Raw genomic sequence first — 16,852 nt, 5'->3', positions numbered from 1 at the left:
GCACATCGTGAAGCAAGATGGGGTCATGACTTCTGCGCAGCCCCAACCCATCAGCATCCGCGACGATTCGATCCGGTTGGGCCAGTTGCTGAAGCTGGCGAGCCTGGCCGAAGACGGTTTCCATGCCAAGGAACTCGTCGAAAACGGCATGGTCAAGGTCAACGGCGACATCGAGACCCGCCGCGGCAAGCAACTTCACGTCGGCGACGTCGTCACCCTGGGCGACGAGTCCGTCGTCGTCGCCGCCGAGTAGGCCCGCCCCCGGACGCCCTCCGGTTCAGGCCCCCAGGACGTGGTGGCGCAGGAATTCGGAGACGTGCTTCATCTCCGGCTCCGACACGCTGTGGGTCATACCCGCGTAGAGCATCTTCGTCAGGTCGGTGTGTTCGCCGGCCCAGTCGAGCGTGAACTCGATCTTGTCGTCGGTGATGACGGTGTCGGCCTGCCCGCGGCCCCAGAACAGCGGGCGCTGTGCCGACTTGGTCGCCGCGTCGTCGAAGAACGTGTTGCCCTCCGCCGGAACGGCGAAACCCGACAGGCCGATAACGGCGGCTATCTCGTCCGGGCGGTGGCGCAGGACCGAGGTGGCTACGGCCATGCCCATGGAGAAGCCCAGAACGGTCACCGAGGAGTGCTGGTCCTTCACCGAGTCGATCCAGGCCCAGACATCCGTAACGGCCTGCACCACCCGCTCGGTTGAATAGTCGGGTTCGTGCATCAGCGGGAACCAGGTATAGCCGGGCCCCATCGCGTAGGGCGCCCTGACCGAGGCCAGCGTGAATTCCTCCGGCAGCATCGGGGCCAGCCCGATCAGGTCCTTCTCGTGGGACAGGTACCCGTGGAAGAGGACGAGCAGCGGGGTGCCCGCGCGCTCGGCTTCCGGGCGGGACCAGGCAACGATGGGCTGGGGCAAGGTGTCTGTCATGCCGCCATTGAATCATGTGGCTGGCCGACGCGCGGGCCTCGATGACCGTACGCGTCTTTCCCCGCCCCGGTGCCCGGATGGTCAACTTGGTTGCCCGGTGGAACAATGTACCCGTGAGTAGCGACGCGCCATCGGCACCAGAACACCAGAGCAATTCCCTCCTCGCCGTGAACGGGGCCGCCGGCCATCCGTGGCGGCGCATGGTCTCCTTGGGGGATTCCTTTACCGAGGGCATCGGGGACCCGGATACACAGAGCCCTGGAGGACACCGCGGCTGGGCCGATCGCGTCGCCGAACAACTCAGCCGGGGCGTGGACGACTTCGCCTACGCCAACCTGGCGATCCGTGGACGCTTGGTGAACCAGATCCAGGCGGAGCAGCTTGAACCCGCGGTGGCATTGAAACCAGATCTCATCACGGTCTGCGCCGGCGGGAACGACGTCCTGCGGCCGGGCGGTGACCCGGACGCGCTGGCCGTGGTGATGGACGACTTCATCGCCCGGCTCGCCGCAACGGGCGCCACCGTGCTGCTGTTCAACGGTCCCGACATCGGCGAAACGCCGGTCCTCGGTTCCATGCGCGGACGGGTGGCCATCTACAACGAGAACCTCCGGACCGTCGCTGCCCGACACGACGCGATCATCGCCGACATGTGGGCGATGCGCGAATTGCATGAGCCGCGGATGTGGGCGCCCGATCGTCTGCACTTCTCGCCGTTGGGCCACCACACGATCGCGATGATGGTCCTCGATACCCTCAACGTCGACCACGAGCTCAAGCACCTGGAGCCCCAGCCGTCCGAACCCAAGCCGTGGCGTACCGCCCGCCGGGAGGACCTGGTCTGGGCACGCACCCATTTGGCACCGTGGGTGCTCCGACGCCTGCGCCACCAGTCCAGCGGCGATGGCATCACGCCCAAGCGCCCGGAGGCGAAGCCCTTTGCCCCGGCCTCGTCGAGCCATAGCATCGGAGCCGGCGACCCGCAGGACGCCGCCGACTAGGAGAAGGCCACGGCAGGGCCGAAGTTCTTGGAGTCTGCGGTTCCGACTCTGACGTCGGGAGCACTTGCTTATCCCGCTTTTCGGGCTTATTGTTTATCGATATTATCGTTATTCAATATGGGGGTGGGCGCGCATGAAGTCACGTGGTTCCAGGTTCCGCCGTTTCCCACTCGTGTTGGCCACGGCCGTCGTGTGGCTGGTGGCGGTCGCCGCCGCCATCGGCGACCTTTTCCAGTTCGTCACCCTGGTTCGGGGAAGGGCCGCGCTGTCGTTTGGGTTTGGCGAAGGCTACCTTCCCCTGACCTGGCTACCGCAGTTACCGGTGGCCCAGCTCCGTGATGGGAGTGTCAGCAACCTGGGCGATGCGCCGCTGTGGGTCCGCGTCCTCGCCGCCGGCCCGACATTGGCGCATCTGGCCACGATCCTGATCGCCTGCCTGCTGGTCGTTCGGATCATCAACGGAATCGCCCGCGGGGTTCCATTCGGCGAACACGTTCTCCGCAGCTGGAAGTGGCTCATCGTCACCCTCCTGGCCGGCAGTACGCTCCAGGGCCTGTTCGATGTCGTCGCGGGCCAGGTGATCGAGGGCCTCATCACGTCGCCAATCGACGACGGGGGTTGGTTGTTCGGCGCTGATTATTCCGACCTGCTGGTCGCCCGACCGGATTGGCCAATCCTCCTGACGGTCCTGGGCATCATCGCGGCCACACTGGCGATCGCCTTCCAATCAGGCGCACGGCTGGAGAACGAGGTCGAGGGCGTTGTCTGATGCCCGATCCACACCACGGGCGGACGAGCACCTCATCGAATGCCATTTGGCGGCGGTGCTGGATGATCGCGGCATGACCCTGACCGAGCTCTCGAAACGGACGGGCATCACGCTGGCGAACCTCTCGATCCTGAAGACCAACAAGGCCAAGGCGGTCAGGTTCACCACGCTGACGGCCATCTGCATTGCCCTGGGGACGACGCCTGCCGAGCTCTTCACGTTCACGCCACTCGCACCGGAGGTCACCCGCCCGGCCGGGGATCAGGCGTAGAAGCCCGCCCGTAGAACCTGGTTGAGCTGTTCAATGTCGGTCAGGAAGCCATCATGGCCGATCGGTGAATTGATGTACTGCACCTTCGGGCTGCCCGGCAGGGCGGCGGCCAGCCGTTCGGACTGTCCCGGTGGGTACAGCCGGTCGCTGTCGACGGCGGCCACGAAGAATTCCACCCCGGCAGCCCGACGCACGGCGGGCTCGACCCCGCCCCGTCCGCGTCCGACGTCGTGCCCCACCAATGCCTCGGTGAGCACGACGTAGGAGTTCGCGTCGAAGCGGGTGACCAGTTTGCTGGCCTGGTGGTCCAGGTAGCTTTCGACCTGGTAGCGGCCGCGTTGGTAGTCCGCGCTGCCGAACGGGTCCTCGTCGCCCTGGCCCTCGTGCCCGAAGCGGATCTCCAGTTCGGGTTCGGAACGGTAGGTGATGTGGGCCAGGCGCCGGGCGATGCCGAGCCCCTCGATGGGGCCGGCACCGTGTCCGCGCGGCAGCGACCCGGCGGCCTCGAGCGATCCGGCGGCAGCCACGTCCCCGTAGAAGTTGCCTCCGTTGAAGGCCGGGTCGAGCCGGATGGCCTGGGTCTGGATCTGCCCGAACGCCACCTGCTCCGCGGAGGCGACGGCGGTTGCCGCGATGACCACGCAGCGGGCCACCCGCTCGGGGTACTCGACGGCCCATTCCAGGGCCCGCGCTCCGCCGAGGGAACCGCCCACGACGGAGTGCCAGCGCTGGACGCCGAGGTAATCGGCGAGCCGGGCCTCGGTGCGCACCGAGTCCCGGACGGTCGTGAACGGGAAGCGGGATCCCCACGGCCGGCCGTCCGGATCGAGGCTGGACGGGCCGGTCGAGCCGTAGCATCCACCGACCATGTTCGGCGCGACCACGAAGAACCGGTCGGTGTCGATGGTCTTGCCGGGACCGACGAACCCATCCCACCACCCGTCCTCGCGGCCATGTCCGCGGGCGACATGGGTGTCGCCGGTCAACGCGTGGAGCAGCAGGACAGCGTTGGAGGAATCGGGGTTCAGCGTTCCCCAGGTCTCATATCCCATCGTCACCTCGGGCAGCCAGCCGCCCGTCTCGAACCGGTAGCCACCGATCGGGACGCACTTGAGGATGCCGTCGCGGATGACCGGCGTGCTGCCGGTGCGGACCTGTTCCGTCACGTTGCCGACGCCCTGGGTCACCGGGCGCCCTGGGTTTCCCCAGCGCCTGCTGCTGCGTCAGCGGTGGCACCGGCGGGCACTGCCGCGGCGAATCCGAGCTCGAGGTCGGCGATGATGTCGTCGATGTGCTCGATGCCAACGGACAGGCGCACCAACCCGGGGCTCACCCCGGCTGCCACCTGCTCGGACTCGCTGAGCTGGGAGTGGGTGGTGGAGGCCGGGTGGATGACCAGCGAGCGGACGTCGCCGATGTTCGCGACGTTGGAGTGCAGTTCCAGCCCGTCGACGAAGGCACGCCCGGCCGCCTCGCCACCGGTGATCTCGAAGGCGAGGACCGCGCCGATGCCCCGGGGCCCGTACTTGCGGCCACGGTCGTACCAGCGGCTGGATGCCAGCCCGGCGAAGGCGACGGATTCGACCTGGGAATGGGCCTCGAGCCACTCGGCGACCTTTTGCGCGTTCGCCACGTGGCGTTCCATGCGCAGGCTGAGGGTCTCCAGGCCCTGCGCGATGAGGAAGGCGTTGAAGGGGGCAACGGCGGATCCCAGGTCGCGCAGCAGCTGCACGCGCGCCTTGAGGATGAACGCCAGATTGGCCCCCAGGGCGCCGTTGACGCCGAGGTCGCGGGCGAAAACCAGCCCGTTGTAGGACTCGTCCGGGGTGTTGAAACCCGGGAATTTCTCCGGATCCTGCGCGAAGTCGAACTTGCCCGAATCCACGATGACCCCGGCGACGGCGGTGCCGTGGCCGCCCAGGTACTTGGTGGCCGAGTGCACCACGATGTCGGCACCCCATTCGATGGGGCGGATCAGGTACGGGGTGGCCAGCGTGTTGTCCACGATCAGCGGGACGCCGGCGGCGTGGGCCACCTGGCTGATGCCTTCGATGTCCAGCACGTCCTGGCGTGGGTTGGAGACCGCTTCGCCGAAGAAGGCCTTCGTGTTCGGCTGGACCGCGGCACGCCACTCGTCGATGTTGTCCGGGTGCGCCACGAACGTGACCTCGATGCCCAGCCGGCGCAGCGTGTGCTTGAGCAGGTTCTGCGTTCCGCCGTACAGACTCGGGCTGGCCACGATGTGGTCACCGGATCCGGCGAGGTTGAGGATCGAGAAGGTGGTGGCTGCCTGCCCGGAGGCCAGCAGCAGCGCGCCGACGCCGCCTTCGAGGTCTGCGATGCGGTTTTCCACCGCTTCCTGCGTCGGGTTGCCGATGCGGGTGTAGATCGGCTCGAGCTCCTGCAGGGCGAAACGGGCGGCGGCACTCTCGGCGCTCGGGAAGACGAACGACGTCGTCTGGTAGATCGGCAGCGCCCGGGCACCGGTGGTGGGATCGGGAGCCTGTCCGGCGTGGACCTGGCGGGTTTCAAAAGACCATGATGCGGACATGTGTTGTCCCCTTCTACTGCTCAGGGGCCCCTGTTCCACGACGCCCCCTCGGGGTGCCGGGAGGTGACCCGCGCTTGCCCGTTCTCCGAGCGGAGGCGGACCCGGTCTTCACCCGGGGCACCCCACCGCGAGTGGAGGGTTGCCGGCCAGCAAACCGGGGTTTTGCGCTGGCACTCATGACCTGCATCCAGTGTTCTAGATCGTCCGATGCCCCGCAACCCATGCCCGCCCAATGTGACGATGCGCGCAACAATCGCCCAGGCCGCGGACTGGAAATGCGCACACCATGTGACTTAGGTGATCCTAAGTCGAGACACACCTCACAAAGTGCCATCATGAACGCATGATGAGGTTGGATCACGTTTCATACGCATGCGGACCAGACGGGCTGGCCGCCACGGCTGCCCGTGTAGCCAAGACCCTGGGGATCGAGTCCGTCAAGGGCGGCATCCATCCCCGCTTCGGCACGAGGAATGTCATTTTCCCGTTGCTGAACACGCAGTATCTGGAGGTCGTGGAGGTCCTGGACCACCCGGCGTCGGACAAGGCCCCCTTCGGGCAGGCCGTTCGCGCCCGCTCCGAAATGGGCGGCGGTTGGATGGGCTGGTGCGTCTGCGTCGACGATCTGGCCCCGTTCGAGGAGCGCCTGGGCCGCTCCTCCGTTCCGGGCAACCGCAAGTTCCCCGACGGCCAGGAACTGACCTGGCAGCAGATCGGCATCAAGGGCCTGATCGCCGACCCCCAGGTGCCCTACATGCTGCGCTGGGATGACGGCACCGACCACCTTCACCCGTCCAAGGCGCTGGAGCCCAACAGCCGCATCTCCGGCATCACGATCGCGGGTTCGGTCGAGCGCGTCCGGGAATGGCTGGGCACCCCGGCGGAGTCGCCGCTGGGGGATGTCGCCGTCGAGTGGGAAGCACCCAATGGCACCCCGGGCATCATGTCGGTGACCTTTGAGACCCCACAGGGGACCATCACCCTCTGACCCGGAGTCCCGGATCAAGAAACTGCACGACGGCGGCCCCCGGGCCGCCGTCGTTTGTCTTGCCCCTCGCGGGCGGCGGCACCCCGGCCGCCGCGACTCCTCCGCCAGGGTCCCCTGCCTGGGTTCCCGACGGGAGGGTGGGCAACCGCTGCGGTTCCACCACCAGTGCGGCGGCCCCGGGGTGTCGATGGTGGCGCAACAGACCCCCATCGTGACGGTCCACCCGACCGATGGCCGGTGCGGGCTCCGTGGTGCGCCCCGGCCTGTGGCCTCGACTGAACCGCCAGCCGTCGATCCCGACGGTAGCCCGTACCGGTGGCAGATGGTGCGCCACACCGTACCTGACTATTCACCGCAGGACAGGTAGTCCCTACCCGCTGCTGCCCGGAAACTACTGAGATGCGCCACCGGCCAACCGGCCCGGCCCGGCTCCTGCCGCCCTCGCCCCGCTGCCCACCGCACCGAAGGGTCCGGAATCCGCGAAGGCGTAGTCCGCGAAGCGTTCGCCGATCAACCGATGCGCCGCAGTATCCGGGTGCAGGTTGTCGGGCAACGGCAGGTCGGTGGCATCCGCTGCTCCGTACAGGTCGGTTCCCTCGAGGTAGTGCAGGTTCGCATCGGCCGAGCGGCGTCCTGCCAGCGAACGCATCTCCCGGCGGATCACTTGCAACGTCAACCGCCCCAAGGCCTCGTCCCCCGGGGTCCCGGTGGCGATGAACTTCACCTGCTCCGTGCCCATGCTGGCCGGGTCGAAGCCCCCGGGGCCCGGAGTGTCCTCATGGATCCCGCAGAAGATCGGGGACACCAGCACGATCGGCGTCGTGGGATGCCCGTCGCGGATGGTGTCCAGGAAGCCGTGGATCGCCGGGACCAGGGCGCGCACCCGCATCCCGTCCAGGTTCACGATGTTGATGCCCAGCTTGATGCTGATGAAGTCCGCCGGCGCATCGCGGATGACCCGCGCAATGAAGGGGTCTACGAAGCAGCTGCCCCCGAGCCCGAGGTTGCGCAGCTCCACGTTGCCGCGCCGGGCGGCCAGCGCCGGCCAGATCGCAGACGGGGAGGCGGCATTGGACCCCTGGCTGATGGAGCTGCCGTGGTGGATCCACAGCGGCTTCGTCCGCTCCAGGGGTGCGAGCGGGGCGTCGGAGGCCAGGCTGACCAGTTCGAGCGGCTCGTTGTGCGGCAGGAAGAACTCCACGGCCTTCGACGTCGCGGCCAATCCATCGACGACGGTGGTGTGTGGCGGACCGGGGACGTGGCGCATCGATCCATTGGTGAGGTCGATTTCGGTGGCGTCCCCGCCCGTGAGTTCATCGCCCAGCCGCAGCTCGCCGTCCACGAGGACGTCGATGCGCCCCCGCGGCCGGTTGGTCCCGGGGTAGAGCACCGGTGAGAGATGTGAGACGAGTTCGATCCGTGTCGCGGTGGTCCACACGGCGATCCGGACCCCGGAGGGCTGCGCCTCCACGGCCAGCAGCTGGGGCTCCGGGAACTGCCGACGGACCCAGCCGGGCAGCCGGTGGATCCGCACGCCGTGCGGGCCGCCCTCCAGTTCCGCGGCGCCGCGGATGATGTCCTGCGTCAGGGGTGTGGTGATCATCGTGTTCCTTCCGGCTGGTTCTGATCCCAGGAGTCCAGGGCCCGGTCGAGCGCGTCGATGGCACGCTGCCAGGACAGGTCGGTCTGTTCGTTGCGATGGCCGAAGGAGCCCGCCTTTTCCAGGGCCAGGTACCCGTTGAGGGTCGCGCCGACGAACCGGGTGGCGTGCACCAGCTCCGTGTCGGGCAGGCGGTACCCACGCAGGACCGCCCAGGTGTAGTCGACGAGTTTGCGGGCGGCGTCGGATCCGGCGACCCCGGGAGCGGCCGCCCGCTGCAGGGCCGCCCAGCGGCCCGGGTGCCTCCTCGCATAGTCGCGGTGGGCCTGGGCCATGGCGGCCAGGGCGTCGCGGCCGGATCGTCCGGCGATGGCGCCGGCGACGCGGTCCGCCAATTCCGCGAGTGCCACCTCGTGGACACCGTCCAGCAGGTCGGCCAGGTCCGTGAGGTGGGAGTAGATGCTGGCGGGTTTGACGCCGGCCTGCCGCGCCACGGCGGAGACCGTCACGGCGGGGAAACCCTCTCTGTCGGCGAGATCGGCGGCGGCTGCAATGAGCGAGGCGCGACTTAAGGGGGTTCGTTCCATGAACCCAGACTACAGCATATCGGGTATCGCCTACACCTATTAGGCCAGAGTCGGTTCCCGTTCTGGTTGGAAGGCACTACTTAAGTACTTGTCAGTATTTACAACGCAGGGTATTGTTCGGCTCATCATCGGCCCCGAGGGGAATCGATTCCTGGGTTCCAACCTCGATTCATCCAGATTGGAACGTCGTGAGCAACATCAATTTCGCGCCCGGTGAGGGCAATGTGACCAGCCAGAAATTCAGCCCCTCGGTCATCCTTTTCTGGCTCAAAACCGAAATCGCCGTGAGCAGTATGCGCGTGGTTTCGCGGAGCCCCAACACCCTGTTCGGCCTCATCCCCCTGGGCTACAAGGACGCCGCATTCCCCCTGGCGAGCACGGCCAGCGTGGGTGTCGAGGTGAAGTTCTCGGTGGGCCGGGCCCTCTTCGGGCTCATCTTCTTCCTCGTCGGGATCAACCTGCTGGACAACGTCTTCGGCTGGTTGCTCCTCATCCTCGGCCTGTCGATGCTCCTCAATGCCTTGTCCGCGGCGCTGACCATCACCAACCATGGCGGCGGGCAAAGCAGGCTCAGGGTCTCCATTCTGGAGAAGTCCAAGCTGGAGAGCTTCCGCGACGAAATCAACGCCCGGGTGTTCGCCGACCAGGGGCGCCTGCGCCATGATGAGAACATGGACATGCAAACCAAGAGCCTGCTGAACCAGCAAGCCCAGCTCAATTTGCAGCAGCAACTCAACCAAAACCTGCGGCGGGGCGAGGGGTCGCCCACGGCGTAGCCGTACGCTCGGGCGGGCTGTTCGTCCCGGCCTAGGTCCCCAACCCGATGGCCGGCCCGATCAGCGAATACCCGACGAATCCCGCGGTATCGAGCAGCGCGTGGGCGATCACCAGCGGCATCACCCTGCCGGTCTTGGTGTAGATCCAGCCGAAGATCACGCCCATGATGACGTTTCCCACGAACGGGCCGAATCCCTGGTAGAGGTGGTAGCTGCCGCGCAGCACGGCGCTGGTGAGGATGATCGGCCAGATCCCCCACCCCCGCGTCCGGAGCCGGTCGAAGAGGTAGCCGATGACGATCGTCTCCTCGAGGATCCCGTGGCGGATGGCCGAGAACAGCAGCACGGGGATGGTCCACCAGTAGGGGGCCATGGCCTCGGGGACGATCGCCGTGGTCACCCCCAGCGTCCTGCCGAGCCAGTAGACGCCCAGGGTCCCGATGCCGATGACCAGGAACAGGCCGGCCCCCTGCCAGGCGTCGCGCCCCGGGCGCCGCAGGTCGAAGCCGAGGTCACGGAACCCGTTGCGCCCGGCCAGGTGGAACAGGTAGAACACCAGCAGCACCGGGACCAGCGAGAACACGATGTCCAGCAGCTGGTAGGTCAGGTCGAAGAACTGCCGGTCGCTGAGCGCATTGTTCATCGTGGTCGTCTGGCCGGAGAGTGGCCCCCGCGACAGCTTGTCGGACAGCGAGACGATCGCGTAGATGGCCGACTGCCCCAGCGAGAGTCCCAGGACGATGATGATTTCCGGCCAAAGGCTCTTGCTGCGCATTGGGCTAGCCTATGGCAGGACCCTGTACGACGGCGGGAGCCCTCAGGTCATGAGGATCTCGAGCTTGAGGCTCGCCAGGTAGTCGGCGAGCCAGTCGTAGCCGGAACCGGCAGCGAACGTGTGGGCAAGATCGGGTGCGTGCACCACATCTTGCGCAGCCACCCTGTCGCCAAACAGGACGACTGCACGATCCGTTTCGCGCCGATGGCTCATCCATACCACCCCGTCATATCCGGCTGCATGTGCGGATTCCGACCAGAGCACGGTTCTCGAATACTGGGAAGCCATCGTCGTCGTCACATATTTCGCCTCAGTCCCGAGCGCCCGGAGACCATCTCCCATGAACGCGGCCAACCTCAGGTCGCGGGTCGGCGCCAGCTGGGCACAAACGCGTCCCTTGACGTTGTCATACAGAACCGTGCCGGGCCCGGGCGGCACGTCATGGAGGATGGATTCACAGACGGCCGCCTCTTCCGACTCGGCGGCATATAGAACAGGGACGACCGGGCTGCCGAAAAACGCGAAGCGGGTGGGCTCGCCGGCCCCCGGGTTGAAGGTCGTTACCGATCGACCTGGACGATTCTCGTATACCCGGAAGAGGGGCGTCCCGGCTTCGAGCGTCCAGTCGTGCGGTTCGAATGGCTCCGGAGGCTTTCGTCTCACCATTGGACGTTGAAGGACTGCCGGGCCGCTTCAACCACTTTTTCTGGCTCATCCAGAAGGTCAACCGGCCGGGAGCCGTCAAGGTAGCCGCTCGGGGAAGCCATCCACAATGCCAGACCGGATTCCGACCGATCCGCCTCCGTTGCGAGTTCAATCAGGTCGCGGATCACCGGGCGAACTGAGTGCTCGCGGAGGTCGAGCTGGAAACCCGGATATCTATATCCTCCCGGCCGCTTCACCGCAAGCAGCTTCCCGGCCGCGCGTTGGTCCGAAGCGTAGCTCCGATTCGGCGACTTTGAACCGACAGCCCGGGAGACCTCGATGCTGGTCAGCAATCCGAACTCCACTTCCATCCGGCGCCAGGCGTTCTCTGTGGACTGCATGCTTCGAGCGAGTTGGGGCGAGGTTTCAACCTCGACCTCTGCCAGCGCCGGCCCGAGCGCCGCGACGCTCCGCTCCATGTTGATCGCGGCCATGATGAGACGGCCGCGCTGGGAGTCGAGCAGCGCCCGTGTCACTGCACCTCCCGATGGCGCTGTGGCCGTTTTGGCGGCGGGCGTCCCCAAAGTCGCTTCGACCACCGCCTCCGAATCAAAGTCAGACTTTTCATCGAGAGTCCGCACGTAGTCGACCAGTTCGACAACGCTGGCCTCTTGGACGGCCTCGGCCTGATGGGATCCTCGGTGTGCACCCTTGGGCATGGTTTCCTCCACTGACGCCTACTACATCAAGTGTACGCGTCAGCATCGTCAGGAAATAGAGCCAGGACTACACGCGGCGGGTCCGGATGTAGTCCTGGACCAGATCGCGGGTTGGCGTCGGTGGTGGCGGTCCCGTCATGCTCACGCCAGCGGTGCCGAACCCACGGCGGTGCGGTCCACGCGCTCCCCCGCCCGCCAGACCGCACCGGTGAGCGGCATGCCCGGCCGGTAAGCCAAGTGGGCGGCCGAGGGTGCGTTGAGCAGCTGCAGGTCCGCGCGCTTGCCGACCTCGATGCTGCCCACGTGGTCCTGGACGCCCAGAGCCAGGGCGCCGCCCATCGTCGCCGCGTGAAGCGCCTCCGTCAGGCTCAGGTGCATCTGCAGCACTGCAGTGGACACGCAGAACGGCATCGAGCTGGTGTAGCTGGTCCCCGGATTGCAGTTCGACGCCAAGGCGATCTGGACCCCCGCATCGATCAGCCGACGCCCGTCGGCCAGCGGTTGGCGGGTGGACAGGTCGCAGGCCGGCAGGCAGGTGGCCACGGTTCCGACCTCACCGGAGCGCGTCTCGCGGTTCCAGCCGGACCACGTGCCGGCGAGCGCCTCGACGTCCGCGTCGTCCAGGTAGTTCACGTGGTCTACGCTGGCCGCACCGAAGTCGACTGCCAGCCGGACGCCCGGGCCGGTGCCGAGCTGGTTGCCGTGCACGCGCAGTCCCAGCCCGGCGTCCCGGCAGGCACCGAGCACGCGGCGGGACTGCTCCTCGGTGAAGGCCCCGCGTTCGCAGAACACATCGGCCCATTTCACGTAGGGGCGCACCGCCGAAAGCATGTCGCCGCAGACCAGGTCCGTGTACTCATCGGCGTCGGCACCCGGCGGCACCAGATGGGCGCCCAGGAAGGTCACCTGGTCCACGATCGTGGAGGCGATCCGGGCATGGCGTGCCTCCTCGTTGACGTCGAGTCCGTACCCGGTTTTCGTCTCCAGGTAGGTGGTTCCCCCGGCGGCTGCCTCGGCGACGCGGCCCATGAGCAGCCGGGTGAGGTCGTAGTCGGTGGCGGCCCGGGTCGCCTCCATCGTCACGCTGATCCCACCGGCGGCGTAGTCCTGTCCCGCCATGCGGGCCTCGAACTCGGCGGCCCGGTCTCCGGCGAAGAGCAGGTGGGTGTGAGAATCCACCCAGCCGGGCAGGGCGGCGCGGCCACCGGCGTCGTACACGGCATCGGCTGCCGGAGCGTGGCGCGGGTGCCCGATCCAGGCGATGCGCCCGCGATCCAGCACGACGGCGGCGCCGGCCAACACGCGCCCATCGGGATCCAGGGTGGTCAGTTCCCCGATGTTGGTCACCAAGGTGGCGCTCATGCGAACTCCCGATGCTCGTAGGTGAATTTGCGGAACAAGACGGCGGGATCGCCGAGCCGGGTGTGGATCCCGTCGCGGGCGACCTCGATGCCGTTGATGACCACAGCGTGGACGTCGGCGGCGGTGGCCGTCAAGGGCAGCTGGGCTTCCCGGCTGCCGGCGGTGCGCAGGCTGGCGGTGTCGAGGAGGACGTGGTCGTCGTTTTCCGCCAGCGCCAGGCTGCGCAGTCCACCCGTCCGGGAGGCCGCGGCGAGCTCTGCCGGGGAGAACCTGCCGCGGATGCCGGTGCGCAACCGCTCGCCGTGTTCGAGGGCGCGCATCTCCAGGTAGGGGTCGACGACGGCGTGCTGGTCGGTGCCCAGGGCGATGGTTGCCCCGGCGTCGGCGAGCTGGCGGGCCGGGCCGATGCCGTCGGCCAGGTCGGCCTCGGTGGTCGGGCACATGACGATCGAGCAGCCGGCTGTGCCCAGCGCGGCGATGTCCGCCCGGGTCAGATGGGTGGCATGCACTGCCGAGAGCCGGTCGGTGAGCAGCCCGTGTTCGGCCAGCAGTGCGGTCGGGGTCAGCCCGTGGGCGGCGAGGCAGGCCTCGTTCTCGGCAGGCTGCTCGGACAGGTGCACATGCAGCGGCTCGCCCGGATCCAGTGCGCCGGCGATGACCTCCAGCGCGGCCGGCGGGACGGCACGGACCGAGTGGATGGCGGCACCGAGGGTGACCAGTCCGGCACCGGCCGCTGCGGTGGCGGGCTCGTCGGCGGCGAGGGCGGCGCGCAGGGCGGTGTGGCGGGCGGCCCACCCGGCGGCATCGCCGTCGGAGAAGCGCAGCTGGGTTTCGTTCAGTTCCACCGGGTGCCCTGCCGCGTCGAGGCCGCCGGAGAGGTAGCAGGTGTCCAGCAGGACCAGCCGGATGCCGGCGGTGCGGGCGGCCCGGGCCAGGGCGCGTTCCATGTCGTGGTCCGGATAGGCGGTGCCTCCGGGGCCGTGGTGCAGGTAGTGGAACTCGCCGACGGCGGTCCAGCCGGTGACGGCCATCTCGGCGAAGACCGCGGTGGCCAGCTGCTCGTAGCCTGCAGGGTCCAGCTGGTCGGCGGCGGCGTACATCTGCTCGCGCCAGGTCCAGAAGTCCCCGGCCCCGCCGGCCGCACCCTCGTGGGTGCGGCCGCGCAGGATCCGGTGGAAGGCATGCGAGTGGGCGTTGACGGGTCCGGGGACGCGGGCCAGTTGCTGGTCGGTGCCGCTCACAGCAGGTCCTCCAGCGTGTCTGCCAGGGCGATGGTGCTGGCGGTGGCGTCATCGTCCTCGACGTGTTCCTCGGGCGAGTGGCTGATGCCCGAGGGGTTGCGCACAAAGAGCATCCCGGTGGGGACCTCGGCAGCCAGCACCCCGGCGTCGTGCCCGGCGCCGGTGGACAGGGCCGGTGCGCCGGGGGTGGTGCGTTGCACGGATCCCTGCAGCGCCCGGGTCAAGGCCGCGTCGAAGTGCACGGTGCCCGAGTAGGACTCCTCCGTCATGGCGACCGAGCAGCCCTCGAACGCGGCGATCTTCTGGGCCTGGCCGTGGATGCGTTCGACCAGGGCGGCGGTGACCGCATCGTCGGGGTGGCGCACGTCCATCCAGAAGTCCACCCGCGAGGCGATGACGTTGGTGCCGCCGGGAACCGGTTCGAGCCGGCCGACCGTGGCTCGGGCGTCGGCCTGGGCGGCGGCGGTCTTGCGGACGGCGAGGACCATCTGGGCGGCGGCGACCATGGGGTCGGCGCGGTCGGTCATCAGCGTGGTGCCGGCATGGTTGCCCTGCCCGACCACCGAGAACCGCCAGCGTCCGTGCCCGAGGATCGACGAGGCGACGGCCATTGCGGGTCCGCGCCCGGCGGCGTCGGTGTACTCCTCCGAGTTCAGGCCCAGGCCCTGTTCGACGTGCAGTTCGACGAAGTCGCCGATGCGCGCCAGTGCCGCCTCATCGCGGCCCATGGTGTCGGGGTCCAGCCCCTGGGCGCGGGAGGCATCGGCGAAGGTGGTGCCGGAGCCGTCCCGCAGGTTCAACGCCCGGGCGGTGTCGATGGCTCCGGTGAGCAGCCGGGAGCCCAGGCAGGCGACGCCGAACGCGGAGCCCTCCTCCTCGGGGAAGACCGTGATGGCCATCGCCCGGTTGCGGTGCAGCTGGCCGGCGGCCTCCCGCGCGGCCAGCACGTCGAAGGCCGCCAGGGCGGAGGCGACGCCGAGCGGGCCGTCGAAGGCCCCTCCCCCGGGCACGGAGTCCAGGTGGGATCCGGTGACCAGGGCTCCCCGGCGCGGATCGGCGCCGGAGGGGGCACCGCCGTCGTGCCCGGAAAGTAGATCCCACCAGGCCCAGATGATGCCGTTGGCGTCGCGTTCGAGGGCGAGTCCGCGGGAGGTCGCCTCGGCGGTGAACCAGTCGCGCAATTCGAGTTCGGGCGTGGAGTAGACGGGGCGGGAGTAGCCGCCGCGGCGGCTGTCGCGTCCGGTGTCGGCGATGGCCGCCATCAACGAGTTGACAGTGCTTGTTTCGGTCATGCGGTTACCTTCCAACCATGAGGTAGGCGATGGGGGTGGTGATGATCAGCGTCAGGGCCACGCGCTGGGCCCAGAGCACGACCAGTTGCCACACCTTGATGGGGATCTCCGTCGCCAGGATGCAGGGCACCAGGGCGGAGAAGAAGATGATGGCCGAGACGCAGACGACGGCGATGACCAGGCGCAGCAGCTCGGATTCGTGGCCGGCGACCACGGTGGCGGGCAGGAACATCTCCGCGATCCCCACTGCCGAGGCCTTGGCGGCCAGCATCGGGTCGGGCAGCTGGAGGGCCCAGGTGATCGGGAAGAAGATGTATCCCAGCCAGTCGAAGACCGGCGTGAAGCGGGCCAGGACCAGGCCGATCAGGCCCACCGAGAGGATGGAAGGCAGGATGGCCATGGCCATGAGCACCCCGTCACGGAAGTTCTCCCAGATGTTCCGCCCGAGCCCCGGGGCCTGATGGAGCATGCCCATGGCCTCGCGCCAGGCGGTCGCCACGCGGCGGGAGGTCACCGGGACCTCGGGCTGCGGTTCGGCACCCGGATGGTAGTCGTCCTTGATCCGGCTCAGCGGCGGGATGCGCACGCTGATGGCGGTGACCAGGAACGTGACGGCGAACGTCAGGAAGAAATACGGCAGCCACAGGTGCATGAGGTCCAGCGTCTTGGCGACGATCAGCATGAACGTCACCGAGACGGTGGAGAACCCGGTGGCGATGATCGCGGCCTCCCGCGCCGTGTACCGCCCGGCCTGGTAGACCCGGTTGGTGATGAGCAGGCCCAGCGAGTAGCTGCCCACGAAGGAGGCCACGGCGTCGATCGCCGAGCGGCCCGGGGTTTTCCAGACCGGGCGCATGACCGGCTGGACCAGCACGCCGACGTATTCCATGAGCCCGTAGCCGACGAGCAGGGCCAGGAAGACCGCCCCGATGGGGACGATCAGCCCGACGGGGATCACCAGCTTGTCGAACAGGAACGGGCCCAGGTCCGGATCGAACAGCCAGGCAGGACCGACCCCGAACACCAGCGCCGTGCCGGTGGCCAAGCCCAGGATGTTCAGGAACGCAAAGAGCGTCTTGAGCCCGGACTGGCGCCACCGGCCGGTGGCGAAGGGGTAGATGGTCCCGGCCAGGATGAGGGCCAGGGCGATGTAGCGCACGCCCTCGCCCAGCAGGGTGGAGACGAGGGTGACCAGGTGGTCCAGCGCGATGGTGTTCTTGCCGCCGAGGGTGATCGGGATGAAGAACATGAACACGCCGATGGCGCTGTAGACGAAGAACCGCCAGGGGGCGCGCGGCTTCAGCGTGGTGGCTGTGCCCGTGTCGACGGGCATCGAGGTGTTTCCCATGC

At 68.1% G+C, this 16,852-nt stretch carries 18 protein-coding genes and 1 riboswitch; of the genes, 6 read left to right on the top strand and 12 right to left on the bottom strand.

The features are described from left to right. The first annotated feature begins 25 nt into the window (after positions 1-25). Entirely contained in the window at positions 26-253 is a 228-nt protein-coding gene (locus AC1MEQ_RS16245) for an RNA-binding S4 domain-containing protein (RefSeq protein ID WP_479792175.1), read from the top strand. A 24-nt stretch (positions 254-277) separates the two neighbouring features. On the opposite strand, the gene AC1MEQ_RS16240 is transcribed toward AC1MEQ_RS16245, so the two are convergent. Continuing rightward, on the bottom strand, positions 278-925 hold the full coding sequence (locus tag AC1MEQ_RS16240) for an alpha/beta hydrolase (protein ID WP_479792173.1): 648 nt from the start codon (positions 923-925) through the stop codon (positions 278-280). A 113-nt stretch (positions 926-1,038) separates the two neighbouring features. On the opposite strand from AC1MEQ_RS16240, the gene AC1MEQ_RS16235 reads away from it, so the two are divergent. The 3 genes from AC1MEQ_RS16235 to AC1MEQ_RS16225 all read left to right on the top strand — a co-directional run bounded on the left by AC1MEQ_RS16235 (position 1,039) and on the right by AC1MEQ_RS16225 (position 2,966). Beyond that, positions 1,039-1,926 (top strand): SGNH/GDSL hydrolase family protein, encoded by an 888-nt coding sequence (locus AC1MEQ_RS16235; protein WP_479792171.1) that lies wholly within the window; start codon positions 1,039-1,041, stop codon positions 1,924-1,926. Between the two features lie 133 nt (positions 1,927-2,059). Further along, entirely contained in the window at positions 2,060-2,695 is a 636-nt protein-coding gene (locus AC1MEQ_RS16230) for a hypothetical protein (RefSeq protein ID WP_479792169.1), read from the top strand. A 73-nt stretch (positions 2,696-2,768) separates the two neighbouring features. Then, on the top strand, positions 2,769-2,966 hold the full coding sequence (locus AC1MEQ_RS16225; RefSeq protein WP_479792168.1) for a helix-turn-helix domain-containing protein: 198 nt from the start codon (positions 2,769-2,771) through the stop codon (positions 2,964-2,966). Here AC1MEQ_RS16225 and metX read toward each other — a convergent pair. Together metX and AC1MEQ_RS16215 are read right to left on the bottom strand one after the other, a co-directional pair. Further along, the gene (gene metX, locus AC1MEQ_RS16220; protein WP_479796160.1) at positions 2,957-4,132 is read right to left on the bottom strand and encodes a homoserine O-acetyltransferase MetX; all 1,176 of its coding nucleotides are present in this window, start codon (positions 4,130-4,132) and stop codon (positions 2,957-2,959) included. The genes AC1MEQ_RS16225 and metX overlap by 10 nt on opposite strands. Positions 4,133-4,149: 17 nt before the next feature. Continuing rightward, positions 4,150-5,517, bottom strand: a complete 1,368-nt coding sequence (locus tag AC1MEQ_RS16215; RefSeq protein WP_479792166.1) for a bifunctional o-acetylhomoserine/o-acetylserine sulfhydrylase — start codon at positions 5,515-5,517, stop codon at positions 4,150-4,152. 65 nt (positions 5,518-5,582) lie between these two features. Then, positions 5,583-5,699: riboswitch (SAM riboswitch) on the bottom strand. Positions 5,700-5,860: 161 nt separating this feature from the next. Between AC1MEQ_RS16215 and AC1MEQ_RS16210 the strand changes: the two genes are divergently transcribed. Continuing rightward, entirely contained in the window at positions 5,861-6,505 is a 645-nt protein-coding gene (locus AC1MEQ_RS16210; RefSeq protein ID WP_479792165.1) for a VOC family protein, read from the top strand. Between the two features lie 391 nt (positions 6,506-6,896). On the opposite strand, the gene AC1MEQ_RS16205 is transcribed toward AC1MEQ_RS16210, so the two are convergent. Both AC1MEQ_RS16205 and AC1MEQ_RS16200 read right to left on the bottom strand, forming a co-directional pair. Next, a complete protein-coding gene (locus tag AC1MEQ_RS16205) occupies positions 6,897-8,108 on the bottom strand; it encodes an SGNH/GDSL hydrolase family protein (RefSeq protein WP_479792164.1) in 1,212 nt (403 codons plus the stop codon). After that, the gene (locus AC1MEQ_RS16200) at positions 8,105-8,692 is read right to left on the bottom strand and encodes a TetR/AcrR family transcriptional regulator (protein ID WP_479792163.1); all 588 of its coding nucleotides are present in this window, start codon (positions 8,690-8,692) and stop codon (positions 8,105-8,107) included. Before AC1MEQ_RS16200 ends, AC1MEQ_RS16205 begins: the two co-directional genes overlap by 4 nt. A 188-nt stretch (positions 8,693-8,880) precedes the next feature. Here AC1MEQ_RS16200 and AC1MEQ_RS16195 point away from each other — a divergent pair, with 188 nt between their 5' ends. Further along, a complete protein-coding gene (locus tag AC1MEQ_RS16195) occupies positions 8,881-9,468 on the top strand; it encodes a hypothetical protein (protein WP_479792162.1) in 588 nt (195 codons plus the stop codon). Between the two features lie 31 nt (positions 9,469-9,499). On the opposite strand, the gene AC1MEQ_RS16190 is transcribed toward AC1MEQ_RS16195, so the two are convergent. The 7 genes from AC1MEQ_RS16190 to AC1MEQ_RS16160 all read right to left on the bottom strand — a co-directional run bounded on the left by AC1MEQ_RS16190 (position 9,500) and on the right by AC1MEQ_RS16160 (position 16,850). Beyond that, entirely contained in the window at positions 9,500-10,243 is a 744-nt protein-coding gene (locus AC1MEQ_RS16190; protein WP_479792161.1) for a CPBP family intramembrane glutamic endopeptidase, read from the bottom strand. A gap of 42 nt (positions 10,244-10,285) precedes the next feature. Continuing rightward, entirely contained in the window at positions 10,286-10,906 is a 621-nt protein-coding gene (locus AC1MEQ_RS16185; RefSeq protein WP_479792160.1) for an RES family NAD+ phosphorylase, read from the bottom strand. After that, positions 10,903-11,619, bottom strand: coding sequence for a hypothetical protein (locus AC1MEQ_RS16180; RefSeq protein WP_479792159.1), 717 nt, complete (start codon positions 11,617-11,619; stop codon positions 10,903-10,905). The genes AC1MEQ_RS16185 and AC1MEQ_RS16180 overlap by 4 nt, the downstream gene beginning before the upstream one ends. 129 nt (positions 11,620-11,748) lie before the next feature. Beyond that, positions 11,749-12,969 carry an imidazolonepropionase gene (gene hutI / locus AC1MEQ_RS16175; protein WP_479792158.1) on the bottom strand — a complete coding sequence of 407 codons (1,221 nt, stop codon included), beginning with the start codon at positions 12,967-12,969 and terminating at the stop codon, positions 11,749-11,751. Next, positions 12,966-14,210, bottom strand: a complete 1,245-nt coding sequence (locus AC1MEQ_RS16170; protein ID WP_479792157.1) for a formimidoylglutamate deiminase — start codon at positions 14,208-14,210, stop codon at positions 12,966-12,968. The genes hutI and AC1MEQ_RS16170 overlap by 4 nt, the downstream gene beginning before the upstream one ends. Then, positions 14,207-15,502, bottom strand: a complete 1,296-nt coding sequence (locus tag AC1MEQ_RS16165; protein WP_479792156.1) for an allantoate amidohydrolase — start codon at positions 15,500-15,502, stop codon at positions 14,207-14,209. Before AC1MEQ_RS16165 ends, AC1MEQ_RS16170 begins: the two co-directional genes overlap by 4 nt. A 4-nt stretch (positions 15,503-15,506) precedes the next feature. Then, complete coding sequence (locus tag AC1MEQ_RS16160; protein ID WP_479792154.1) at positions 15,507-16,850, bottom strand: YjiH family protein; 1,344 nt, start codon at positions 16,848-16,850, stop codon at positions 15,507-15,509. Between the last annotated feature and the right edge of the window lie 2 nt (positions 16,851-16,852).

This window comes from Arthrobacter sp. ASL1 (assembly GCF_056680475.1).
Note: the sequence above shows the minus strand (reverse complement) of the source record. Positions and strands in the feature narration are given on the sequence as shown.